The 20313-nt window shown below is 62.9% G+C and carries 20 protein-coding genes and 1 pseudogene; 7 read left to right on the forward strand and 14 right to left on the reverse strand.

The window, feature by feature from the left end; all coding sequences use genetic code 11:
* The first annotated feature begins 104 nt into the window (after positions 1-104).
* Together AC1D2G_RS14755 and AC1D2G_RS14760 are read left to right on the forward strand one after the other, a co-directional pair.
* Positions 105-1169: a M35 family metallo-endopeptidase gene (locus tag AC1D2G_RS14755; protein WP_477414830.1), complete on the forward strand. Its 1065-nt coding sequence runs from the start codon at positions 105-107 to the stop codon at positions 1167-1169.
* Between the two features lie 118 nt (positions 1170-1287).
* Positions 1288-1365, forward strand: a pseudogene (locus AC1D2G_RS14760) (IS5/IS1182 family transposase); the annotation flags it as partial.
* Between the two features lie 12 nt (positions 1366-1377).
* Here the strand turns inward: AC1D2G_RS14760 and AC1D2G_RS14765 are convergent.
* Positions 1378-1659: a hypothetical protein gene (locus AC1D2G_RS14765; RefSeq protein ID WP_245331352.1), complete on the reverse strand. Its 282-nt coding sequence runs from the start codon at positions 1657-1659 to the stop codon at positions 1378-1380.
* A 547-nt stretch (positions 1660-2206) separates the two neighbouring features.
* Here AC1D2G_RS14765 and AC1D2G_RS14770 point away from each other — a divergent pair.
* A complete protein-coding gene (locus tag AC1D2G_RS14770; RefSeq protein ID WP_095091117.1) occupies positions 2207-2494 on the forward strand; it encodes a hypothetical protein in 288 nt (95 codons plus the stop codon).
* A 93-nt stretch (positions 2495-2587) separates the two neighbouring features.
* On the opposite strand, the gene AC1D2G_RS14775 is transcribed toward AC1D2G_RS14770, so the two are convergent.
* Genes AC1D2G_RS14775 through AC1D2G_RS14790 form a run of 4 tightly spaced genes read right to left on the reverse strand, consistent with a single transcriptional unit; the run spans position 2588 to position 6436 of the window.
* Positions 2588-2833 (reverse strand): MoaD/ThiS family protein, encoded by a 246-nt coding sequence (locus AC1D2G_RS14775; RefSeq protein WP_095091116.1) that lies wholly within the window; start codon positions 2831-2833, stop codon positions 2588-2590.
* Positions 2833-5097 (reverse strand): xanthine dehydrogenase family protein molybdopterin-binding subunit, encoded by a 2265-nt coding sequence (locus AC1D2G_RS14780; RefSeq protein WP_477415141.1) that lies wholly within the window; start codon positions 5095-5097, stop codon positions 2833-2835. The genes AC1D2G_RS14775 and AC1D2G_RS14780 overlap by 1 nt, the downstream gene beginning before the upstream one ends.
* Positions 5098-5099: 2 nt before the next feature.
* Positions 5100-5576: a (2Fe-2S)-binding protein gene (locus AC1D2G_RS14785; protein ID WP_477414832.1), complete on the reverse strand. Its 477-nt coding sequence runs from the start codon at positions 5574-5576 to the stop codon at positions 5100-5102.
* Positions 5576-6436, reverse strand: coding sequence for an FAD binding domain-containing protein (locus AC1D2G_RS14790; protein WP_477414834.1), 861 nt, complete (start codon positions 6434-6436; stop codon positions 5576-5578). Before AC1D2G_RS14790 ends, AC1D2G_RS14785 begins: the two co-directional genes overlap by 1 nt.
* Before the next feature lie 259 nt (positions 6437-6695).
* Between AC1D2G_RS14790 and AC1D2G_RS14795 the strand changes: the two genes are divergently transcribed.
* Positions 6696-7139, forward strand: coding sequence for an SRPBCC family protein (locus tag AC1D2G_RS14795; protein WP_457155191.1), 444 nt, complete (start codon positions 6696-6698; stop codon positions 7137-7139).
* Positions 7140-7343: 204 nt separating this feature from the next.
* Here the strand turns inward: AC1D2G_RS14795 and AC1D2G_RS14800 are convergent, their stop codons facing one another.
* Positions 7344-8345, reverse strand: a complete 1002-nt coding sequence (locus tag AC1D2G_RS14800) for an NADP-dependent oxidoreductase (protein WP_477415143.1) — start codon at positions 8343-8345, stop codon at positions 7344-7346.
* Between the two features lie 67 nt (positions 8346-8412).
* A complete protein-coding gene (locus AC1D2G_RS14805; RefSeq protein WP_477414836.1) occupies positions 8413-9228 on the reverse strand; it encodes an oxidoreductase in 816 nt (271 codons plus the stop codon).
* A 103-nt stretch (positions 9229-9331) separates the two neighbouring features.
* On the opposite strand from AC1D2G_RS14805, the gene AC1D2G_RS14810 reads away from it, so the two are divergent.
* Positions 9332-9898: a TetR/AcrR family transcriptional regulator gene (locus AC1D2G_RS14810; RefSeq protein ID WP_477414838.1), complete on the forward strand. Its 567-nt coding sequence runs from the start codon at positions 9332-9334 to the stop codon at positions 9896-9898.
* 68 nt (positions 9899-9966) lie between these two features.
* On the opposite strand, the gene AC1D2G_RS14815 is transcribed toward AC1D2G_RS14810, so the two are convergent.
* Positions 9967-10164, reverse strand: a complete 198-nt coding sequence (locus tag AC1D2G_RS14815) for a hypothetical protein (protein WP_477414840.1) — start codon at positions 10162-10164, stop codon at positions 9967-9969.
* A gap of 282 nt (positions 10165-10446) precedes the next feature.
* The gene (locus AC1D2G_RS14820; protein ID WP_477302187.1) at positions 10447-10719 is read right to left on the reverse strand and encodes a hypothetical protein; all 273 of its coding nucleotides are present in this window, start codon (positions 10717-10719) and stop codon (positions 10447-10449) included.
* 209 nt (positions 10720-10928) lie between these two features.
* Here AC1D2G_RS14820 and AC1D2G_RS14825 point away from each other — a divergent pair, with 209 nt between their 5' ends.
* Positions 10929-12950, forward strand: a complete 2022-nt coding sequence (locus AC1D2G_RS14825; RefSeq protein ID WP_477414842.1) for an amidase — start codon at positions 10929-10931, stop codon at positions 12948-12950.
* Between the two features lie 166 nt (positions 12951-13116).
* Here the strand turns inward: AC1D2G_RS14825 and AC1D2G_RS14830 are convergent, their stop codons facing one another.
* The 3 genes from AC1D2G_RS14830 to AC1D2G_RS14840 all read right to left on the reverse strand — a co-directional run bounded on the left by AC1D2G_RS14830 (position 13117) and on the right by AC1D2G_RS14840 (position 16344).
* A complete protein-coding gene (locus AC1D2G_RS14830; protein WP_477302185.1) occupies positions 13117-14550 on the reverse strand; it encodes an aldehyde dehydrogenase family protein in 1434 nt (477 codons plus the stop codon).
* 87 nt (positions 14551-14637) lie between these two features.
* Positions 14638-15282, reverse strand: a complete 645-nt coding sequence (locus AC1D2G_RS14835; RefSeq protein WP_477301300.1) for a ThuA domain-containing protein — start codon at positions 15280-15282, stop codon at positions 14638-14640.
* Between the two features lie 39 nt (positions 15283-15321).
* Positions 15322-16344, reverse strand: coding sequence for an LLM class flavin-dependent oxidoreductase (locus AC1D2G_RS14840; protein WP_477414844.1), 1023 nt, complete (start codon positions 16342-16344; stop codon positions 15322-15324).
* A 214-nt stretch (positions 16345-16558) separates the two neighbouring features.
* Here AC1D2G_RS14840 and AC1D2G_RS14845 point away from each other — a divergent pair, with 214 nt between their 5' ends.
* Positions 16559-17764 carry an ROK family transcriptional regulator gene (locus AC1D2G_RS14845; protein ID WP_477414846.1) on the forward strand — a complete coding sequence of 402 codons (1206 nt, stop codon included), beginning with the start codon at positions 16559-16561 and terminating at the stop codon, positions 17762-17764.
* Positions 17765-17779: 15 nt separating this feature from the next.
* On the opposite strand, the gene AC1D2G_RS14850 is transcribed toward AC1D2G_RS14845, so the two are convergent.
* Complete coding sequence (locus AC1D2G_RS14850; RefSeq protein ID WP_477414848.1) at positions 17780-19795, reverse strand: beta-N-acetylhexosaminidase; 2016 nt, start codon at positions 19793-19795, stop codon at positions 17780-17782.
* Positions 19796-19816: 21 nt separating this feature from the next.
* Positions 19817-20293, reverse strand: a complete 477-nt coding sequence (locus AC1D2G_RS14855; RefSeq protein ID WP_457152018.1) for a GNAT family N-acetyltransferase — start codon at positions 20291-20293, stop codon at positions 19817-19819.
* Between the last annotated feature and the right edge of the window lie 20 nt (positions 20294-20313).

Here is a 20313-nt window from a genome sequence, read left to right on the forward strand (position 1 = left end):
AACTTGCAAGGTAGGCCGTTGGCGTTTCCGGTATGTTATCGCTAACTAAAAACTCACTTAGACGAAGCAATAGAGTCTAATCGTGGTTATATAGGAGCATAAAAATGCTGAGTATTGTTCGAAATATTGTATTGGCACTTTCATGTTTTTTTAGCGTTGTGCCTTTGGCGTTTGCGCAGCAGAATCAGGAAATTGAGATAGTTCTGCAATCGCGCCTGCCTTCTTATGGAAACGATACCCCCCTAATTATTGACTTTACTCTCACGAACCGATCAGGCAGCCCGATCAGGGTGCTCAGGTGGACCACGCCAATCAACGGCGTCTCCGGCGAAATATTTTCAGTGACGAGAGGGTCGCAGCCAATTCAGTATATCGGCCGTTTGGTGAAGCGAGGAGAACCGACTGAGGCTGATTTTATCAATATTGAACCCGGACAATCGATTTCGGTGCCCGTCGATCTGTCATTGTACTACGCCATCTATGAAGCAGGGAACTATGCGGTTACCTACGATACAGAGGGAGTGGGTCTGCTGATTGGCCGTCCAGGTGCCCTGAGACGGGCAGCAGTTTTGAGCAACGCCGCCACGTTCAGGCTTCTGTCAGGTCGGATTCCTCCGGAACGGATACCGCTCTCGGCTCCCAAATTCGACCAGTGTGACAGCCCTCAACAGGATGATATTGGCGCTGCGCTGGCGGAAGCAAATAACATAGCATCGGCTGCCCTGCAGGTTTTGCAGGCCACGCCCTCGGCCCAGCAACCGAATTCCCAACGATATCTGACATGGTTTGGGGCGCATACCGTAGGACTGTACGCAAAGGCCACTGGAAATTTCTCGAAGATTACGGATGCTCTTGCAAACAAAGCAATATCGTTTGGATGCCACGGCAGCGACTGCGAATCGGGAGACTATGCATATGTGTACCGTAATCAACCTTACAGTATCTTTGTTTGTCCCAAGTTCTGGCTAGCCGCTCTGAAAGGAACGGATTCAAGGTCTGGAACGATTATACATGAAATAAGTCACTTTTTCATCGTCGCATCAACAAACGACTATGTCTATGGTCAGGATGCCGCCAAGGTCCTCGCGGCCGAAAACCCGCCTAGAGCCACATCAAACGCTGATAATCACGAATACTTTGCTGAGAATAACCCGGACCTTCCGATGTGAGGAACACCACACACAACTGATCTAGGCCGTGAACCCATAAACCGGGAAAATGGTCGATATTGGTGGATTGTGGAATGTAGGCTATCGGCCCGCGGGTTGGACGAAAGCGATTTCGCCGCCACGCGTTGATGATCGGCGCGTGCTGAATGGATCTTACTGGGTTCTGCGCTCCGGCGCGCCGCGGCGCGACCTACCGCTCTGGTCTTGATCAATGCGCCACGCCGTCGGATGCGTGCAGGAGTCTCCAGGTCAAGCCGATGCGGCCGTCGAACTGGGATGCAAAATGTTCGGCGGCGACGCCTTCCAGGCCGTCATCGACAAGAGCTTCGATGCTTCGTCGCAGCAGCGCGAGTTGCATCTCGCGGGCGTGTGCAAGGTCTGCCTCTCTCATGATTTCCGTGACGTGGTAAGCGATAACGGGCTGGCCGAGGCAAGACATGAGCGCGCTCGCCTCTGACGTCACTGCCGTAACTGCATCTTCGATCTTCATTCTGGCGCTCCTCATCAAACATGATGCTGGCGCCTCCCTATGAGACGACGGTGTTCCGTCGTTCCTTTTCAATTTCGACTGTCGCGAGTGGCAGGTGTGCGCGAAAAGGAGAATTACCTCTTGTTCCAGTCTCCTTGAATAGCCTCGCTACCCAGATCAGTATGCTGCAAATTTGAATTAAAGGCGACCGGATAGTTAATCGATGGTTAATGGCGGCGCTCGCACCTCAGGCGTTCGCGCATGAAACATCGGGCAGGTCCGCCTTGCGCCTCTTTTCGGACATTGAGACCAGCGTCGCTGTGCGCTCAGAAACGGACTCTCGCGATCCAGAACCGCAGCTGGATGGACCAGCAAGCGCGCCGACGAGCAAGCGAGCCGAGCAGCAGACGCGCTCGGCGGAAGAGTCTAACACCTGGGTCCCAACCCAATTTCCGGCTGCTGCGCTCCACGTTATTGCAAGACGTTCAAATTTGAGCTTTCGCACTCATGCTTTGTCGAGAGTATCTCCTGTAGTCATTCAAACCTTCTACGCTGTAAGGAGAACGCAATGACTCGCAATCACGTTGAACGTCTTGGAGAGTTCAGAGAAATCCTGGTCGCGACTCGACGCGAAGGAGTCCGTAACGTGCACCATACCCGCGACGCAATGCGGGCAAGTGGCTTTCAGATCGGGGATAGCGACGGCTCCAGCTACGGAGCCGAGTTGAAGGCGCTCCAAGAGGAAATTGAGGCAGTCGACCGCGCCATCGAAGACGAGAAGCGGTTGGCCTTGGCCCTCGAGAGCGCGGCTCAATCCCGCCGACCGACTAAACCGAGAATCGTGAAGGCAACATAGAGTCGGGTACGGCCCTCGGCGCCCGTCGCGTCGATCGCCTGCGGCATGGTGTAGGGCTCGTTGCTAAGCGACAGCATCGAGACGCTTGTCCAACTATCCCCCTGCCAGCCTCGGCAGCAGGAAAATTTCCGATCCCTTTGGCAATTCCTTCGACCAGGTGTCGCGATAGATCGTACCGTCGATGGCGACAGCGATGCCGCGGTCGATCAAGGGCTCGATGCCGGGATACTGTTCAGCCAGTTTCCTGAACAGCTCCCTTATGTCCTTGGCCTCGATCTCGACCTTGTTCTTGCCTCCGGCGGCCGCGCCAAGCGATCCCCAGAGCGTCACTTCGACCATCAGCCTGCCCGTTCCGCCTCGATCGCCGCCAGGATGCGCGGCGGCGACATCGGAATATGCGCCATCCGCACGCCGGCTGCATTCGACACCGCATTGGCGATCGCCGCCAGCGGCGGCACGATCGACGTCTCGCCAACGCCGCGCACCCCATAGGGGTGGTTGGGGTTGGGGATCTCGAGGATCTGCGTGTCGATCATCGGCAGGTCAGAGCAGACCGGGATGCGGTAGTCGAGGAAGCCAGGATTCTGCAGCCGCCCGTCCTTGCCGTAGATATACTCCTCGTTGAGCGCCCAGCCGATGCCTTGCGCGGCACCGCCCTGATACTGTCCCTCCACATAGGTCGGGTGCACCGCCTTGCCGGCATCTTGCACCACCGTGTAGCGCAACACTCTCGTAGCGCCGGTCTCGGGGTCGACCTCGATATCGCAGATATGGGTGGCGAAGGAGACGCCGGCGCCGTCGGCAACAAGTTCGCTGTGGCCGGCGATCGGTCCGCCGGTCGTGCCCGAAGCGGCGGCAATCTCCTTCAGCGACAGCTTGCCGAGATTGCCGTGCTGCTCGCCCTTGGCAACCGCGTGGCCCTGTTCCCAGACCACGTCGTCGACGGCAATGTCCCACATCTGCGCGGCGCGTTCGCGCAGGATCTTGATCGCGTTGCGGGCGGCCGAGATGGTCGCCATGGAGGACGAGAAGGTGCCCCGGCTGCCGTCGGTCATGTCGTTGTAGCCGAGGCTGGAGGTGTCGGCGACGATCGCCTTGACCTGCTCGTAGGCGATGCCGAGCTCCTCCGCCGCCACCAGCGACAGCGACGCGCGGGAACCACCCACATCGACCGTTCCGACGGCAAGCGAGACCGAGCCGTCCATGCCGATGTTGAGGTCGGTGCAGGTCTGGCCGCCGAAGTTGAACCAGAAGCCGCAGGCCATGCCCCTGCCCTGGTTCTTTCCGAGCGGCGCCTTCATGTGCGGATGGTTCTTCACCGCCTCCAGCGTCGGGCCGATGCCGATCGGGCCATAGACCGGGCCGTAGGACGACCTGGTGCCTTCCTGCGCGGCGTTCTTTATGCGGAAGTCGACCGGGTCCATGCCGATCTCCTTGGCCAGTTCGTCGACCGCGCTTTCCACCGCGAACGCCGCCATTGGTGCGGAGGGCGCGCGATAGGCCGCCGTCTTCGGCCGGTTGACCAGCACTTCGTAGCCGACCGTCTTGACGTTCTCGAGCCTGTAGCAGGCGAACGCCGTCATGGCGCCGATCTCGGCCCAGGAGCCCGGATACGGGCCGCAGGAATAGCGCAGCGTCGCTTCGGCGGCGGTGATGGTGCCGTCCTTGCGGGCGCCGATCTTCACGTCGATCGAGGTGGCGCTGGTCGGGCCCGAGGCGCGGAACACCTCGTCGCGGGTCATCACCAGCTTGACCGGACGCCCCGCCTTGCGCGACAGCGCCAGCGCCACCGGCTCGGCCCAGACATGGGTCTTGCCGCCGAAGCCGCCGCCGATCTCCGAGGAGGTGACGCGCAGCTTAGAGGCTTCCATGCCAAGCAATTGGGCGCAGTGTTGGCGATAGACGAAATGCCCCTGCGTGCAGACCCAGAGGTCGGCGGTGCCGTCGGAGCTGACGCTCGCCACGCAGGCATGCGGCTCGATATAGCCCTGGTGCGTCTGCTCGGTCTTGAACGAGCGCTCGACGATGAAATCGGCGTGCCCGAAACCCTGATGGACATCGCCATGGCCAAACTGGCTGCGCTTGGTGACGTTGGACGGCTTTACCGGCTTCTCCTCGAGGCCCTCGGTGAAGATGGCGTCGTTGATAAGCGGCGCGGAGTGCTTCATCGCCTCGTCGACATCGGTGACATGCGGCAAAAGCTCGTAGTCGACCTCGATCAGCTTCAGCGCCTGCCTCGCTGTGCGGGCGTCGACGGCTGCCACCGCGGCCACTGCATGGCCGTCATAGAGCGCCTTAGTGCGCGCCATGCAATTGTCGAGGATGTCGTACATGGCGGCATCGCCATCGGTGAGGTCTGGCAGGTCGGCCGCGGTAATCACCGCCTTTACGCCGGCGAGCTTCTCCGCCTTCGACGTGTCGATCTTCCTGATCGTGGCGTGGGCGTGGGGGCTTCTGAGGACGCGCCCGACCAACTGGCCGGCCATGTTGAAATCCGCGCCATAGCGCGCGCGGCCCGTCACCTTGTCGACGCCGTCGGGGCGGATAGGACGTGTGCCGACGGAGGCGAAGTTGCGATTGGAGTAACGCGGATCGAAATTCATCGTCATGCTCCCTTCATCACGTTTGCCGCGTCCTGAACGGCACGCACGATCTTGTCGTAGCCGGTGCAGCGGCAGAGGTTCCCGGCGAGGCCGAAGCGGATTTCCTCCTCGGTCGGATCGGGGTTCTTGGCCAGCAGATCCTTGGCCGCGATCAGGAAGCCCGGCGTGCAGATGCCGCATTGAAGTGCTGCATGTTCGAGGAATTTTTTCTGCAGCGGGTGCAGGCTGTCGCCATGCGCCATACCCTCGACGGTCTCGACGCGGCGGCCCTCGGCTTCCGCGCCGAGCACCAGGCACGAGCACACCAGCCGGTCATCGAGGATGATGCTGCAGGCGCCGCAGTCGCCGGTGCCGCAGCCTTCCTTGACGCCCGTCAGCCCCAGGCGATCGCGCAAGACGTCGAGCAGCGTCTCGTCCGGCTGGCAAAGGTACTCGACGCTGTCGCCGTTGATTGTGGTTGAGACTGCTACACCAGCCATCACTTGCCTCCTGCACGAGCATAGGCGGTCGTGGCGGCCCGCTTGGCCAGCACACCCGCAACTTTCCTTCTGAATTCGATGGTGCCCCGCTTGTCGTCGATGGGGCGGCAGGCGCCAAAGCAGACCTTGGCGAGCCTTTCAAGCGCGGCTTCGTCCAGCGTCCTGCCGATAATGGCCTCGGCCGCCTCTTCCACAAGCAGCACCGTCGGGGCCGCGGCGCCCAGCGCCACACGGGCCGCTGTGACGACGCCCCGTTCGTCGAGCGTCAGGTTCACGCCGGCGCTGACCACCGCGATATCCATTTCCGTACGGGGAATGAAGCGCAGATAGGCATCGCCCGAGCGCGGTGCGCGCTTGTCGAGCAGGATCGCCTCGATGATTTCGCCTTTGGCCAGCGACGTCTTGCCCGGCGCGGTCGGCACGCTCCCCACGGGAATCGTACGCCTGCCCCCCGGCCCGACGACCGATGCCCTGGCGCCGGCCGCGACCAGCGCCGGCACGCTGTCGGCAGCCGGCGAGGCGTTGCAGAGATTGCCGACGATCGTGCAGCGCCCCTGCACTTGCTTCGAGCCTATCAGCTTGGCCGCCTCGACGACGCCGGGCCATGCCTTCTTCAGGGCAGAGCTCTCGCCGAGGACGGCGCAGGGAACAGCGGCACCTATGCTGAAGCCGTCGGCCGTTTCCCTGATTTCACTCAAAGCCTCAATCGCCTTGATGTCGACGATCAGGTCGGGTTCGACAAAGCCGCCCTTCATCCTCACCAGCAGGTCGCTGCCCCCGGCAAGAATGGCGGCCGTACCTGTCGACCCGGCCAGCAGGCCAACGGCATCTTCGATTGAAAGCGGACGTATGTAGCGCATCGTCTCCCCTTGGTCTTAGCGATCTCAGCGACCGTTATAAACAGTCTCCTCATAATGGCTATCCGGTTCCTCATTTGCGTCGATTAGGCCAGGGGCCGCAAAATCGAGTCCCACATCAACCTGAACCGGCGTATGCCAAGCCGTGCGAAGCCGGACGGGCTTGCGGCCAGGCCTTCAAAAATCCGAGAGCGCGTGTCGGACTGGCCAAGTCTCGTTCGTCCTAGGAACATCGAACAGCCATCATGAAAGGATACACGATATGCCCGGCACCGTACGTTTGCATCGCGTTCTGACGACCAGCCCTGAGAAGGTCTATCGCGCCTTCGTTGAAGCGGACGCGCTGGCGAAATGGCTTCCGCCGAACGGCTTCACCTGCACTGTCCATCACTTCGAGGCAAAGGTCGGCGGCACGTTCAAGATGTCCTTCCGCAACTTCACGACCGGCAACAGCCATTCCTTCGGCGGCGAGTATCTCGAACTCGTTCCGGCCGAACGCCTGCGCTACACTGACAGGTTCGACGATCCCAACCTGCCCGGCGAGATCCAGGTGACCGTAATCTTGAAAAAAGTGTCGGTCGGCACCGAAGTTGACATCACCCAGGCAGGCATTCCGGACGTCATTCCGGTCGAGGCCTGCTATCTCGGCTGGCAGGAGTCGCTCAGGAACCTGGCAAGGCTCGTCGAACCCGAGATCAATCAATGATAGCAATTCCAGGAAAACTGCGCAGCGCAATTGCGTAAAAACAAATAGCTGCGGCGGTGGATGCGCCGGCCGGAGACTGGCCGTCGATCAACGTCAACGCCAGCTCTCCGCTCGTTCTTGTCCTCGGCGCAAATCCGCTCGAATGTCGCGCACGCCGTGTCCCAGGTGTTGGCCGAGCACCGGCACCGCAGGAACGATGTAGCGCTATCTCACCTTGATGACGACCTTGCCCTTCGCACGCCCGCTCTCGACGTAAGCCAGAGCCTCATTGGTCGCTTCGAATGGAAAGACCCGATCGACAACCGGGCGGATGGTTCCGGATTCGATGAGAGAGGTGATCTTGCCCAGTTGATCGCCCTGCGCCCACATGAAAAGGAACGAAAACTTCACCCCACGGCGCCTGGCCCTGGTCCGAATACCGCGACTCAACAGGCGCAGTATCAATCTCAGCATCAGGTTCAGGCCCTTTTCCCTGGCAAATTCGGGATCCGGTGGGCCGGAGATGGAGATGAGCTTCCCACCCGGTTTCAGCACATTCAGGGATTTTTCAAGCGTTTTGGCGTCCTGGCTGTTCAAGACGACGTCGTAGCCCGACAGGGCTTTCTCAAAATCGTCTTTCCTGTAATCGACGACGACATCGGCGCCGAGACCCCTGACCAGATCGGCACTCGCCGCACCAGCGGTTGTGGCAATCGTCGCGCCGAGATGCTTCGCCAGCTGTATCGCGAATGTCCCGACGCCGCCGGAGCCAGCCTGAATGAAGACCTTTTGCCCCTTCTTCAAACCTGCCCTTTCGACAAGAACCTGCCAGGCGGTCAGACCGACCAGGGGGATCGAGGCCGCCTCTTCCATGCTGAGATTCTCGGGCTTCAAGGCCACGTCGGCTTGGTTGATGGCGATGAACTCGGCGAATGTCCCGATCCGGCCATCGCGCGGCCGCGCGTAGATCTCGTCGCCGGATTTGAACTTGCGGACCTTTGATCCCACGCTGATCACCTTCCCGGCCACGTCGTGGCCCAGGATGAACGGAGGGCGATACGGCAGGATGGGTTTGAACTCCCCGGTTTTGATCTTGGCATCCAGGAGGTTCACCCCTGCGGCATGGACCTCGACCAGGACATCGTTGTCCCCGAGCTCCGGCTCGGGCATCTCGGCCAGCCGCAGAATGCCCTTCTTGTTATATTTATCGACGACGAATGCCTTCATGGCAGTGACTTTCTGAAAGGGATTTTGGTGTTTCTCATGGGCGTGAAATCTCTTGCCCCGCTGATGTTCAGACCGGCAGGCGGAACTGTTTGCGCAAGCTCTTGTCGAATATCGCCGCGGGCGCAAAACGGCGCAGGATGCTGACCTGCCGCGCAGCCCTGCCGGCGGTGTAGCGGCGTCGCGGGCGAGCATCGGTCGCGGCCCTGACGACGACCTCCGCCACCACTTCCGGCCGATCGGCCTTTGGCATCACATCACGAAGCAGAGCGTCGACCCCGGCCCGAGCCAGATCGTATTCTTTCAACAAGGAATCCGGCTCAATCCCGTTCTGGTCGAAGACGGTGCGCACGAATGCCGGCTCGATGACCGAGACGCGAATATTGAAGGCACGAACCTCGTGATCGAGCGATTCCGAATAGCCTTCGAGCGCGTGCTTGGCCGCCGAATAGTGCGCGGCATACGGTGCCGGTACGAGGCCCAGCACCGAGCCGATGTTGATGATGCGGCCTTCGCCGCGCCCCCGCATCGACGGCAACACCGCATTGGTCGCGCGCATGACGCCGAACAGATTGACGTCGAACAGGGATTGCACCTGTGCGACCGAGGATTCCTCCGCGCCGCCAAGCAGGCCGACACCGGCATTGTTGACCAGGAGATCGATCCGACCGGTCTGTGAGAGCACAGTCGAAACGAGCGCAGCGACGGCCTCACCGTCGGTCACGTCGCAAACCAGCATGGTCACGCCGTCCGGGTCGTTCCTGGCTTTGCGGCGGCTCGTACCGAAGACGGTGAACCCTGCCCGCGCCAAGGCCTCGGCGGTGGCGCGGCCAATGCCCGAGGAGGCTCCCGTCACGACAGCAGTTTTTCCGGAATTCATATTCATTTCGTGCTCCAAACTCATGAGGGCTAGCTTTGTCGTGCCAGTTGAATTACACTCATAATATCAAATTATAGTCATAATGCAATAGCAGAAAGGAATCGCAGCCATGCGCTACGAAAAGGGCCGAAAGGACGCGTCACGGGGCCGGATCATGGAGGTTGCCACCGACCGTTTTCGCGGTGACGGCATAGCCGCGTCCGGGCTGGCAACCATCATGAGCGACGCCGGGCTGACCAACGGCGCCTTCTATCCGCACTTTCAATCAAAGGCGGAGCTTGTGCGCGAAAGCGTGGCGGCAGCTATGGAGATCCAGTCGCAGCAGCTGGCGGAAGCACTGGCCTCCGGCGGCCCGGAGATGGGCATAGAGGCATATCTGTCCGCCGAGCACCGGGACAATCCGGGAAAGGGCTGCGCGTCCGCCGCGCTGCTGCCGGAACTCGGGCGTCAGCCACCTGAAACGCGCAAAGTCTATACCGACCACTTGCTGACCTTGGTGCGCCAGTTGGCTGCAGCACTGCCGCAGGCCAAGGACCCGGAAGGCACCGCACTGGGTGTCTTTGCAACGCTCATCGGCGCGCTGCAACTGGCCCGCGCGGTGGAAGGAACCGAATTGTCGGATCGCATTCTTGCGGCGGGCAAAGATGTGGCGCGGACGCTGATCCAGCAGAGCTAGGGCGGCGCGCCAAGTCCTCGGCTGCCACACCTTGACGATCTCGCCGAAGCCCGGCGCCTTGGGTTGCTCTAAACATCGAGAGTGACGATCATGCCGCGGACTTCGGCCATCTCCAGGAGCAGGTCCTGCAGGTTTTCGTCCAGCTTGGCACCGGTCAGCACCAAAAGCTCGGCAATGCACTCTCTCATCGATATGACGGCGGCGCCGGTTTTCTCGGAAAGCAGCCGCCCGATGGCCGTGCGGATCAGGTCGTCCCGATCAGACATCGTGTCATCTCGCAATGCAGCCTCCCTCATGCTCCCCATGCCTCACCCGCGCTTTCAACGACAGGGCGTGGTTTCTCTTACGGTATGATTTTTTGACGCCACATCCGCGGCTGTGCTCACGCGGACGGCAGCAACGGCTCGTTGCCGGGCTGGATGGCTTCGACGGCGGTGGCGCACGGGGTGGGTTTGTATCCCGCAAGCCCAGGAATGCGCTGTAGGGAAGCGCAGAAAACGCCTTCAGATGACCGCCGGAATAGAGTTTCCAAACAGGCGCTGAGCGGCTTATTTGCCGCAATGATGATCGTTGATCTTGTTCAGCGCATTCGCGTCGGGCCCAACGCGGTCGTAGGAGCACGGTCCGGCCGCCGTGGTGACCAACAGCTGGTCATAATAACGCGGGCCGCCGAAAAGGAAGTTGATGAGGTTGTCATCGGCGGGGACGTAGCGTTCGGATTGGGCCTGGTGGTGATGCCGGTCACCGGCGAACGCCGAACCGCAAAGGCCTGAGCCTATCGCGATAGCGAGAGCCAAGATCGCAAAGCATTTCGTGGTCATCGGCAACACCCTCCTGGCTATTCTGAATCACACCATACATCCAAAATCGCCAGCCGGACAAAAGTTCCAAACGGCGCGGTTGGGCAAGCCCAGCCGGACGCCGAGCCGCAGGAATACCAAATGCCGACGAAGACCCATCGCGATTGGCTCTTGCCGAAGCCGGCGGCCTCGCTCATCCATGGGATTGCAACGACAGCTTGGAACCAGTGATGACCGATGCCAGCCTTTATCTAGTCGAAGCGACGATCGAGCAATTGCGCCGCGCGCTCGATGGCGGCGCTGTCACCAGCGTCGAACTGGTCGGCGCATATCTCAGGCGCATCGCGCATTTCGACCGCCACGGCATTACCCTCAACGCGGTCCCGGTGCTCAATCCAGCGATGTTCGAGGAGGCCGCCGCCTCCGACCAGCGCCGCCGCAACAGTGCCACGCTCGGACCGCTCGACGGCATCCCCTACACCGCCAAGGACAGCTACAAGGTCGCCGGTCTGACCGTGGCCGCCGGCTCGCCGGCCTTCGAGCATCTCGTTGCCAACGAGGATGCCTTCACCATCGCCCGGCTGCGCGCCGGCGGCGCCGTGCTGATCGGCCTCACCAACATGCCGCCGATGGCCAATGGCGGCATGCAGCGCGGCGTCTATGGCCGCGCGGAAAGCCCGTACAATGCCGACTTCCTGACCGCCGCCTTCGCGTCGGGGTCGTCCAACGGCTCCGGCACGGCGACATCAGCCAGCTTCTGCGCCTTCGGGCTGGGCGAGGAAACCTGGTCGTCCGGCCGCGCACCAGCCACCAACAACGCGCTGGTCGCCTACACGCCGTCGCGCGGCGTCATTTCGGTGCGCGGCAACTGGCCGCTGGTGCCGACCATGGATGTCGTGGTGCCGCATACGCGCAGCGTGCCCGACATGCTCGAACTGCTCGAAATCATCGTTGCCGACGATCCCGAGACGCGAGGGGATTTCTGGCGCGCGCAGCCTTGGGTCAAGTTGCCGAAGAGCTCCGATGTGCGGCCGCGACGCTATACTGATCTGGCGCTTGCGGGGTCGCTGAAAGGCATGCGCCTCGGCGTGCCCAAAATGTATATCGGCCGCGACAGCGGGGCGGATCGGCCGATCGAGACCCGCGCCTCGGTGCTTGCGCTGTGGGGACAGGCGGCGGCGGATCTCACGCGGCTAGGCGCCGAGGTGATTGAGGTCGATTTTCCCGTCGTCTCCAACTATGAGCGCGACCGCCCCGGCGCGCGCACCATGGCCGAGCGCGGCCTGGTGCCAGAAGAATTCGCCAACCGCGAAATCTGGGATCTCTGCATCTGGGGCTGGGACGATTTTCTGCGCGCCAATGCCGACCCGGCACTGCCCGATCTCGTCTCGGTCGACGGCGCAAAGATCTTTCCACAGCCGCCGGGCACACTGCCCGACCGCTATGAGGGCGGCTTTGACTTGGCGGAGTACGTTGAGCGGGCGCGATCCGGTGTCACGCCCGCAGTGGACATTCCGACACTCGAGGACGGTCTGAAGGGACTAGAAACGACAAGGCGGATCGATTTCGAGGACTGGCTGGACCTCCACGGCATCGATGCCGTGGTGCTGCCCGCCGCCGCCGATGTCGGGTCGGCCGATGCCGATGTCAACGAGGCGTCGGCCGCGCTTGCCTGGCGCAATGGCACCTGGGTCGCCAACGGCAATCTGGTCTGGCGCCATTTCGGCATTCCGACCGTCACCGTACCGATGGGAACGATGGCCGACATCGGCATGCCGGTCGGCATCACTTTTGCCGGCAAGGCCTATGATGACGAAAAGCTGCTGCGCATGGCCGGCGATTTCGAGCGCTCCAGTCAGCGCCGCACCCGTCCTCCGCGCACGCCCGAATTGGCCGACGATGTCTTTCCAAGCCGTCCCGGCCAAGCCCCGAACAGCAAGGCGCCCCCGCTCGCCATCACGCTTGCCGCCGAGACGCGGGCTTCGGGTGATCGCGACGAGATTGTCATCACGCTCGACCTGCCTGGCGAAGCGACCGATACGGCCAGCATCCAGCTGCACGTCAACGGAAAGGCCGTCGCGCTGCAGCGAAGCGGCGCGCGCTTCAGCGGGAGTGCGCTTGTCCCGGCCGCCGAGCATCACCGCTTCCACAGTGTCTGGCGCGGCTCGTATGGCTCGATCGTGACAGCGGTGGTGCGGCTGGAGGATGGCCGCACCGCCGGCGCCTACGCGGTCACGGGTGGTATCGAGTGACTGCGGCCTTTCGGATCGCGCGGCGTCCAGTTTCGAAACTCGCTCCCGCGAGTCATATGCTGGCGTTTTCGAGAACCGGAGCGAAGGGTACTTTGAGTACGTCAGCACCGGAAGCGCAGAAAGTGCCGCCAGATGACTCGCGGGAGTAGAGTTTCCAGACGGTCTCTCAGTCCGTCCTGATCCAGACGCCCTTGGTATTGAGATATTCGTCGAGATGCTCGGCCCCGCCCTCGCGCCCGTAGCCGCTCATCTTGTAGCCGCCGAAGGGCACCGCGGGGTCGATGGCGTGATAGGTGTTGACCCAGACGGAGCCGGCGCGCAGGCGGTTTGCCAGCTGGTGCGCCTTGCCGATGTCGCGGGTGAACACGCCGGCACCCAGCCCATAAGGCGTGTCGTTGCCGCGCCGCACCACCTCGTCCAGCGTGTCGAAGGGCAGCGCCGAGATGACCGGGCCGAAGATCTCTTCGCGGGCAATGCGCATGTCATCGGTAACGCCTGAGAACACACTGGGCGCCATGAAATTGCCAGCACCGAGCCCGCCTTCAGTGATGCGGTTGCCGCCGGTGACCAGCCGGGCACCTTGCCTCGTGCCGTCCTCGATGAAGCCGGCGACGCGTTCGAGCTGCTTGGGCGAAATCAGCGGCCCGATCTCGGTTTCAGGGTCGGCGCCGTCGCCGATCCTGAGTTTTGCCGCATAGGCCGAGACCCGCTCGACGAATTCCTCGTAGATCGGCCGTTCGACGAACAGCCGCGACCCGGCGATGCAGATCTGGCCGGAATTGGCGAACACAGACATTGCCGCTACAGGCACGGCGCGCTCGAGATCGGCATCGGCGCAGACGATGACCGGCGACTTGCCGCCGAGTTCCAGCGAGACGCGCTTCATGTTGCCGGCCGAGGCGCGCAGGATGCTCTGGCCGGTCACTGTGGAGCCGGTGAAGACGATCTTGTCGACGTCCATATGGGCGGCGAGCGGCGCGCCGGCTTCCGCGCCGGTGCCGGTGACGACGTTGACAACGCCGGGAGGCGCGCCGGCCTCCATCATCAGCGCGCCAATCAGCAGCGGCGTCAGCGGCGCTTCCTCGGAAGGCTTCAGCACGATGGTGCAGCCGGCCGCCAGCGCTGGGCCGATCTTCCAGATCGACGCTGCGGTCGGCGCATTCCAGGGAATGATCGCGCCGACCACGCCAACCGGCTCCTTGCGCGTGTAGGAGACGATCTCGCCCGGCAGCGAATTACCGATCGTGTGGCCATGGATCGACGTCGCCATGCCGGCGTAGAAGCGCAGCATGCCGAGCACGCGGTTCTTGTTGGCGAGCGTGCGCACGATGGGCATGCCCATGTCCGTCGTGTCGGAAAGCGCGATCTCCTCCCAATGCCGCTCCATCAGGTCGGCAATCCTGAGCAGCAGCAGCTGGCGCTCATAGGGCTTGAACCGGCTCCATGGTCCGTCGAAGGCGCGCCGCGCCGCCGCCACCGCGAGGTCGATATCGCCTGAATCGGAGAGCGGCACGGTGCCGATCACGGCGCCGGTGGCGGGATTGCGCGTCTCGAAGCTGCGGCCACCGAGCGCGTCGCACCAGAGGCCATCGATCAGCATCTTGCGGTGCCGGCCATCGATAGGCGTGTGCAGGGGCAGGTCTTTAACCGATACCGTCAAGATCCCGTCCTCCCTTCCGAAACCAACCTAGCGGGCGGCCCAGACAAGGCCGCGCTCGACGATCAAGGCCATTTCCGGGACCGCGAACTCGCCGGCATTGTGTCCCAGCGCGCTGTAGAAGACCTTCCCAGCCCCATAGCGACGCTTCCAGACCACCGGCATCACGATGCCGCCTATTCCCGGAAAATGCTGGTCAGTGAAGGTGGTTGTGGCCAGCACTTCGTTGCCCGGATCGACATGCATGTAATACTGCTCCGATCGGTAGGCGAAATCACTGACGCCGGTTGTGATCGGATCATCCGGCTTGGTGACGGCGACCGTATAGTCGATGATGTCGCCGGGATGCGCGACCCACTGGCCGCCGGTCATGAACTGATAATCGGTTTCGCTGCGGAAGCTGTCGCACATCGTGCCGTGAAAGCCGCCAAGGCCACTGCCCTGGCGAACCGCGAGAACCAGGTTCTGAAGTTCGGCCTTTTCGATTGTCGACATGGTGATCACGGGCACGATGAGATCGAATGCGCTGAGCTTCGGATCGGCGAACATCGCGGTGCCCTCGCCAAGCGTAACGTCGAAACCGTTGCGTTCGAGCAGATCGCGCACGATTTTCGCACTCTGCTCCGGCGTATGCCCTTGCCAACCTCCCCAGGCGATCAAGGCTTTCTTCGGCATGTTGTCCTCCTTGTAGCAATCCGCCTTGATCGATCGGTGTCAGCGCCAGCCCAGCGCCGGAGCGACATGGGTCAGGATCGCCTCGATGACATGGGCATTGTAGTCGACGCCGAGCTGGTTGGGCACGGTGAGCAGCAGTGTGTCGGCCTCGGCGATCGCCTCGTCCTGCGCCAATTCCTTGATGAGCACATCCGGTTCGGCGGCGTAGCTGCGCCCGAAGATCGCCTTGGTGTTCTCCTCGATGAAGCCGATCTGGTCGCTGCTCTGGTTGCCGCGCCCGAAATAGGCGCGGTCGCGATCGTCGACCAGCGCGAAGATGCTGCGGCTGACCGACACGCGCGGCTCGCGCTGATGGCCGGCCGCCTTCCAGGCCTCGCGGTAGACCCGGATCTGCTCGGCCTGCTGGATGTGGAACGACTTGCCACTCTCGTCGAATTTGAGCGTCGAACTCTGTAGGTTCATGCCCAGTTTCGCCGCCCATTCCGAAGTGGCGTTGGTGGCCGCACCCCACCAGATCCGCTCGCGCAAGCCTTCAGAATGCGGCTCGAGCCGCAGCAGGCCGGGCGGGTTGGGGAACATCGGCCGTGGATTGGGCTGGGCGAACCCCTCGCCCCGCAGCGTATCGAGGAAGACCTCGGCGTGATGCCGCGCCATCTCGGCGTCGCTCTGTCCCTCCGCCGGGGCGTAGCCGAAGTAGCGCCAGCCGTCGATCACCTGCTCCGGCGAGCCGCGGCTGATGCCAAGCTGCAGGCGGCCGCCGGCGATGATGTCGGCAGCACCGGCGTCCTCGGCCATGTAGAGCGGATTTTCGTAGCGCATATCGATGACCGCGGTGCCGATCTCGATGCGGCTGGTCTTCGCGCCGACGGCTGCCAGCAGCGGGAACGGCGAAGCGAGCTGACGAGCGAAATGATGGACGCGGAAATAGGCGCCGTCCGCGCCCAGTTGCTCGGCGGCGACGGCGAGGTCGATGGACTGCAGCAGCGCGTCCGATGCCGACCGCGTCTGTGATTGCGATGAGGGCGTCCAGTGCCCGAATGACAGGAAACCGATTTTTTTCATGCCTTGCGATATATGGAAGTGGCGGATGGAATGCAAAGCCGTTGCTCGCCGATCTCGGCGTCGGCCGGCTGCGCTGATGGCATCAAATAATGCTGATCCGCGCGTGGCACGATGGCGCTGCCATTGCGAAACCCGCTAGAAGTGGTAGCTACCATTGCGTATAATTAAATCAACTTGATTTGTTTTCTGCGGAAGGTTCGTTGGTAACGCGCACATGCCCCCTAGAAAAGCCATCGCTGGCACCAATCTCGAACAGGCCAAGTCACACAATCGCCGCGTCGTGATCGAAGCGATCAGGACCAACGGTGCCTTGTCGCGGGCGGCGATCGCGCGCCTGACGGCACTGAGCACGCAGACCATCTCCAACATCGTCGAGGAACTCGAGCGGGAACAGCTGCTTCGCGCGCAAGCCACGCTGAAGGGCGCTCGCGGCCAGCCGGCGGTCCCCTACTCGATCAATCCCGACGGCGGCTATTCGATCGGTCTGCAGCTCGACCACCAGCTGGCGGTCGGCGTCATCACCGATCTGTCCGGCACGGTTCGCGCTCGCATCGAGCGCCCGGTCGACCGGCCGACGCCGGCGCAGGCGATGCCCTTGCTGGCAGCGATAGCCGGCGACCTGATGCGCAAGTTTCGTTTCGACCGCGGCCGCCTGCTTGGCATCGGCATGGCGATGCCGGGTCCGTTCGACGTCGAGGGCATGACCTCGGTCGGGCCGACCGCGCTGCCCGGCTGGCAGGATTTCCCCGTCGCCGAAGAGCTGCAGCGGCTGACCGGCATTCCAGTAACGGTCGAGAACGATGCCACCGCCGCCGCCATCGGCGAGCGGCTCTATGGCGTTGCCCGCAACCTCGGCAGCTTCGTCTATTTGTTCATCGGCACCGGCCTTGGCGCCGGCCTGTTCCTGGACGGCCATCTCTACAAGGGCAGCCGCCACAATGCCGGCGAGATCGGCCACATGATCGTCAAGCCCGGCGGCCTCGAATGCGGCTGCGGCAAGCGCGGCTGTCTCGAACGCTATGTCTCGTTGCGCGCCGCCTATGAGTGCCTGGAAATCCCCGACCCCGATCATGCCTCGCCGGAATTGCTCCAGGCATTGCTGGCCAATGGCGACAGTCTGGAAGCATGGGTCGTCCAGGCAATCGATCCGCTGCGCCAGGCGATCAACATGCTCGAACTCGCGCTCGATCCCGAAACCGTGGTCCTCGGCGGTTTCATGCCGGTCGGCGTCATCGAGCTCCTGGCCAGCCGGCTCGACCCCTTGTACCTCTCGGTCAGCTCGACCAGCGCCCGCACCGTGCCGCGTGTCCTTGTCGGCGCCGCCGGCAAGGACACTTCGGTTCTTGGTGCCGCCGCGCTGCCGATCTTTTCCGAGACCAACCCGCAGTTCGACGTCCTGCAAAAGCCGCACGCCGGCTAGGCGAACTGGAGGTTGCTAGGTCGCCCCGTAGAGCACCGGCATCAGCCCGGCGAGCGCCTTGAACCGTTCCCAGGACTTTCTCTCCGGCTGCGTCCAGCCTGTTTCCGCCAGCGCCGAGATGCGGGGAAACACCAGCCGGTCGAAGACGGCGCGGTCGGTCATCGGCTCCGACCAGATGCAGGCCTGCACGCCGAGCAGTTTCGTCTTCTGCGCGTCCGTCCAGCCCTCGACAGGATCGAAGCCATACAGCTTTTCCGGATCGGACCAGCCGGCCCAGGCCGCACCCGGTTCCGACCAGGCCGGACTGTTGGCCATGTCGAGGTAATAGACCTGGCCGGGGCACACCACCATCGCATAGCCCTCGCCCGCAAGTGCGGCCGACGCTTCGACCGTTCGCCAGCCGCAGAGGTAGCTTTTCTGCTTGTCGATGACATTGCCGTGCGCCGCCTCTTGCCAGCCGCCGGTGACGCAGCCGCGAGACGCAAGGAACGATTGTATGCGCTTGAGAAACTCGGCCTGCAGCACCGCCGCGCCCGAGCCGTCGATCTCATCGGCGCCGTGCGTGTTGGTGACCACGTTGAGACGCTTGGCATGAGCGACCGCCAGCCCCTCGCCGCCAACCTCGGTGAGCCGCGCCAGCGCTTGCGGCGAACCGGACCAGGCGCCCAGCGGCACCTCGTCGGCGCCGACATGGATGGTCTTGAACGGAAACAGCTCGATCAATTCGTCGAGGATTTTCTCCAGCACAATGTAGGTCTCCGGCCGTGCCGGATTGATGCAATTGTTGGGAAACCCCTGCACCGAGAAATACTCGCCGCTCTCGCCGGGATCGCGCAGCTCCGGTATCGCCTGCAGCATCGCATAGCAATGCCCCGGTACGTCGATCTCCGGCACGACCGCGATGCCGAGTTGGCCGGCAAGGTCGACGACCTCGCGCACGGCAGCCTTGGTGTAGTAGCCCCCGCTCGGCTCGGGGCCCGAGCCCAGCAAGGGCGGCACCGGCAACCCATGGCCGCGCCACGCGCCGACTTTCGTCAGCTCGGGATAGGCCGATATTTCGACCCGCCACGCCTCGTCGTCGGACAGATGCCAGTGGAACCGGTTGAGCTTGTTCCAGGCAAGGATGCGCAGGAAGGTCTTGATCTCGGCCGTTGCGTAGAACTGCCGGGCGACGTCGAGATGCGTGCCGCGCCAGCCCAGCGCCGGCTCATCGCGGATTTCGCCTTCGGCCGGGAAGAGAAACGTCTCGGGGTGCGATCGCGCCCCGCGCAGGATCTGGCCGAGCGTGACCAGCCCGTAGAACAATCCGGTTCTCGTTCCCGCCGAAACCGCGACCCCATCAGCTGAAAAGCGGATCGCATAGGCTTCCGGGCCAAATCCGTCCGTGATGCCGAGATCGACCGGCAAGCCGCCTTCGGCCTCGTTGCGCACAATGCCTTCGACGGCAAACAGGCTGTCGACAAGGTCACCGAACGCGCCGGCGGCATCGGCGGCTGCCGTTCCCTTCGGCCGAAGTGCCAGACCTTGCGCAACAGCGCGTCGGCCGGAGACGGAAACGATGCGCGGCCACGGTATGATCGAAACCGGCACAGGCGCCTGCGCGGGCACCGGATAGATTTCGGCGCCGCGCTTCAACACCGCATTGTCGCCGATCGCCTTGGTCGGACCTAACGCAACTGGGGCAACGGTGCCATCGGCAAGCACGAGGTAGGCAGCGGTGGCGCCGTCGGTCCAGTGCCGCAGCGGATAGCTCAGCCCGTGCGCGGTGACGGTCCATGTCTCACGCGGCTGCAGCACGAAACCGTCTGGCGGCGCGAATTCGGAATGGTTGGACAGCCGTTCCGAAAGCCTGCCGCCTTCAACGGTGACGGCCGGATCGATGCGGGCCGGGCCGCTGACGCACAGCCGAAAACCTTCGATGGCCTTCGACGACAAATTGGTGAGCGTCAGCGAATAGGCGAGCTTGTCGGTGGCGGTGGCCGGTGCCCAGGTCGTTTCCAGACGGAATGCGGATTTGGATTGAAGCGTCATGACAAGCTTTCGAACAAGAGATCAGGGATGGGTGTTGAGCAAGCCGGCATAGACCCCGGGTTCGGAGTCCGGGATCTGCGTCGCGCCGACGGTGCGCTCGTAGAATTCGGACGGACCGACATCGCCGATGATGGCGTAGCCATAGCCCATGACCCGCATGTCGAGCAGCGTTGCCAGCAGCAGCGCGTGGCCGATGCCGGCGCCGCGCGCGGCCTCGCCGACGCCGGTCGGGCCGAAGAAGCCACGCGCGATCGAATCATAGACGGCAAAGCCGACCAGCTCGCCGTCGCGTGTCGCCAGGAAGCACGAGGCCGGCTGGCGCGAAAATGCCACCGTCGTCTCGCTCGACCAGCCGGCGTTGAAGGTTTGCCGCACCCAGCCAGTCACCAGTTCGAGTTCCGGCGCCAACGCCCGGCGAATGGTGACGGCGACACGGCGGACACGCGCATCAAGTTCGGGATCGGGCGAAAGCAGCGAAAGATTGACCAGATAATCCATGGAGACCCTATGGCGTTGAT

The organism is Mesorhizobium sp. P2_C7, assembly GCF_056404515.1.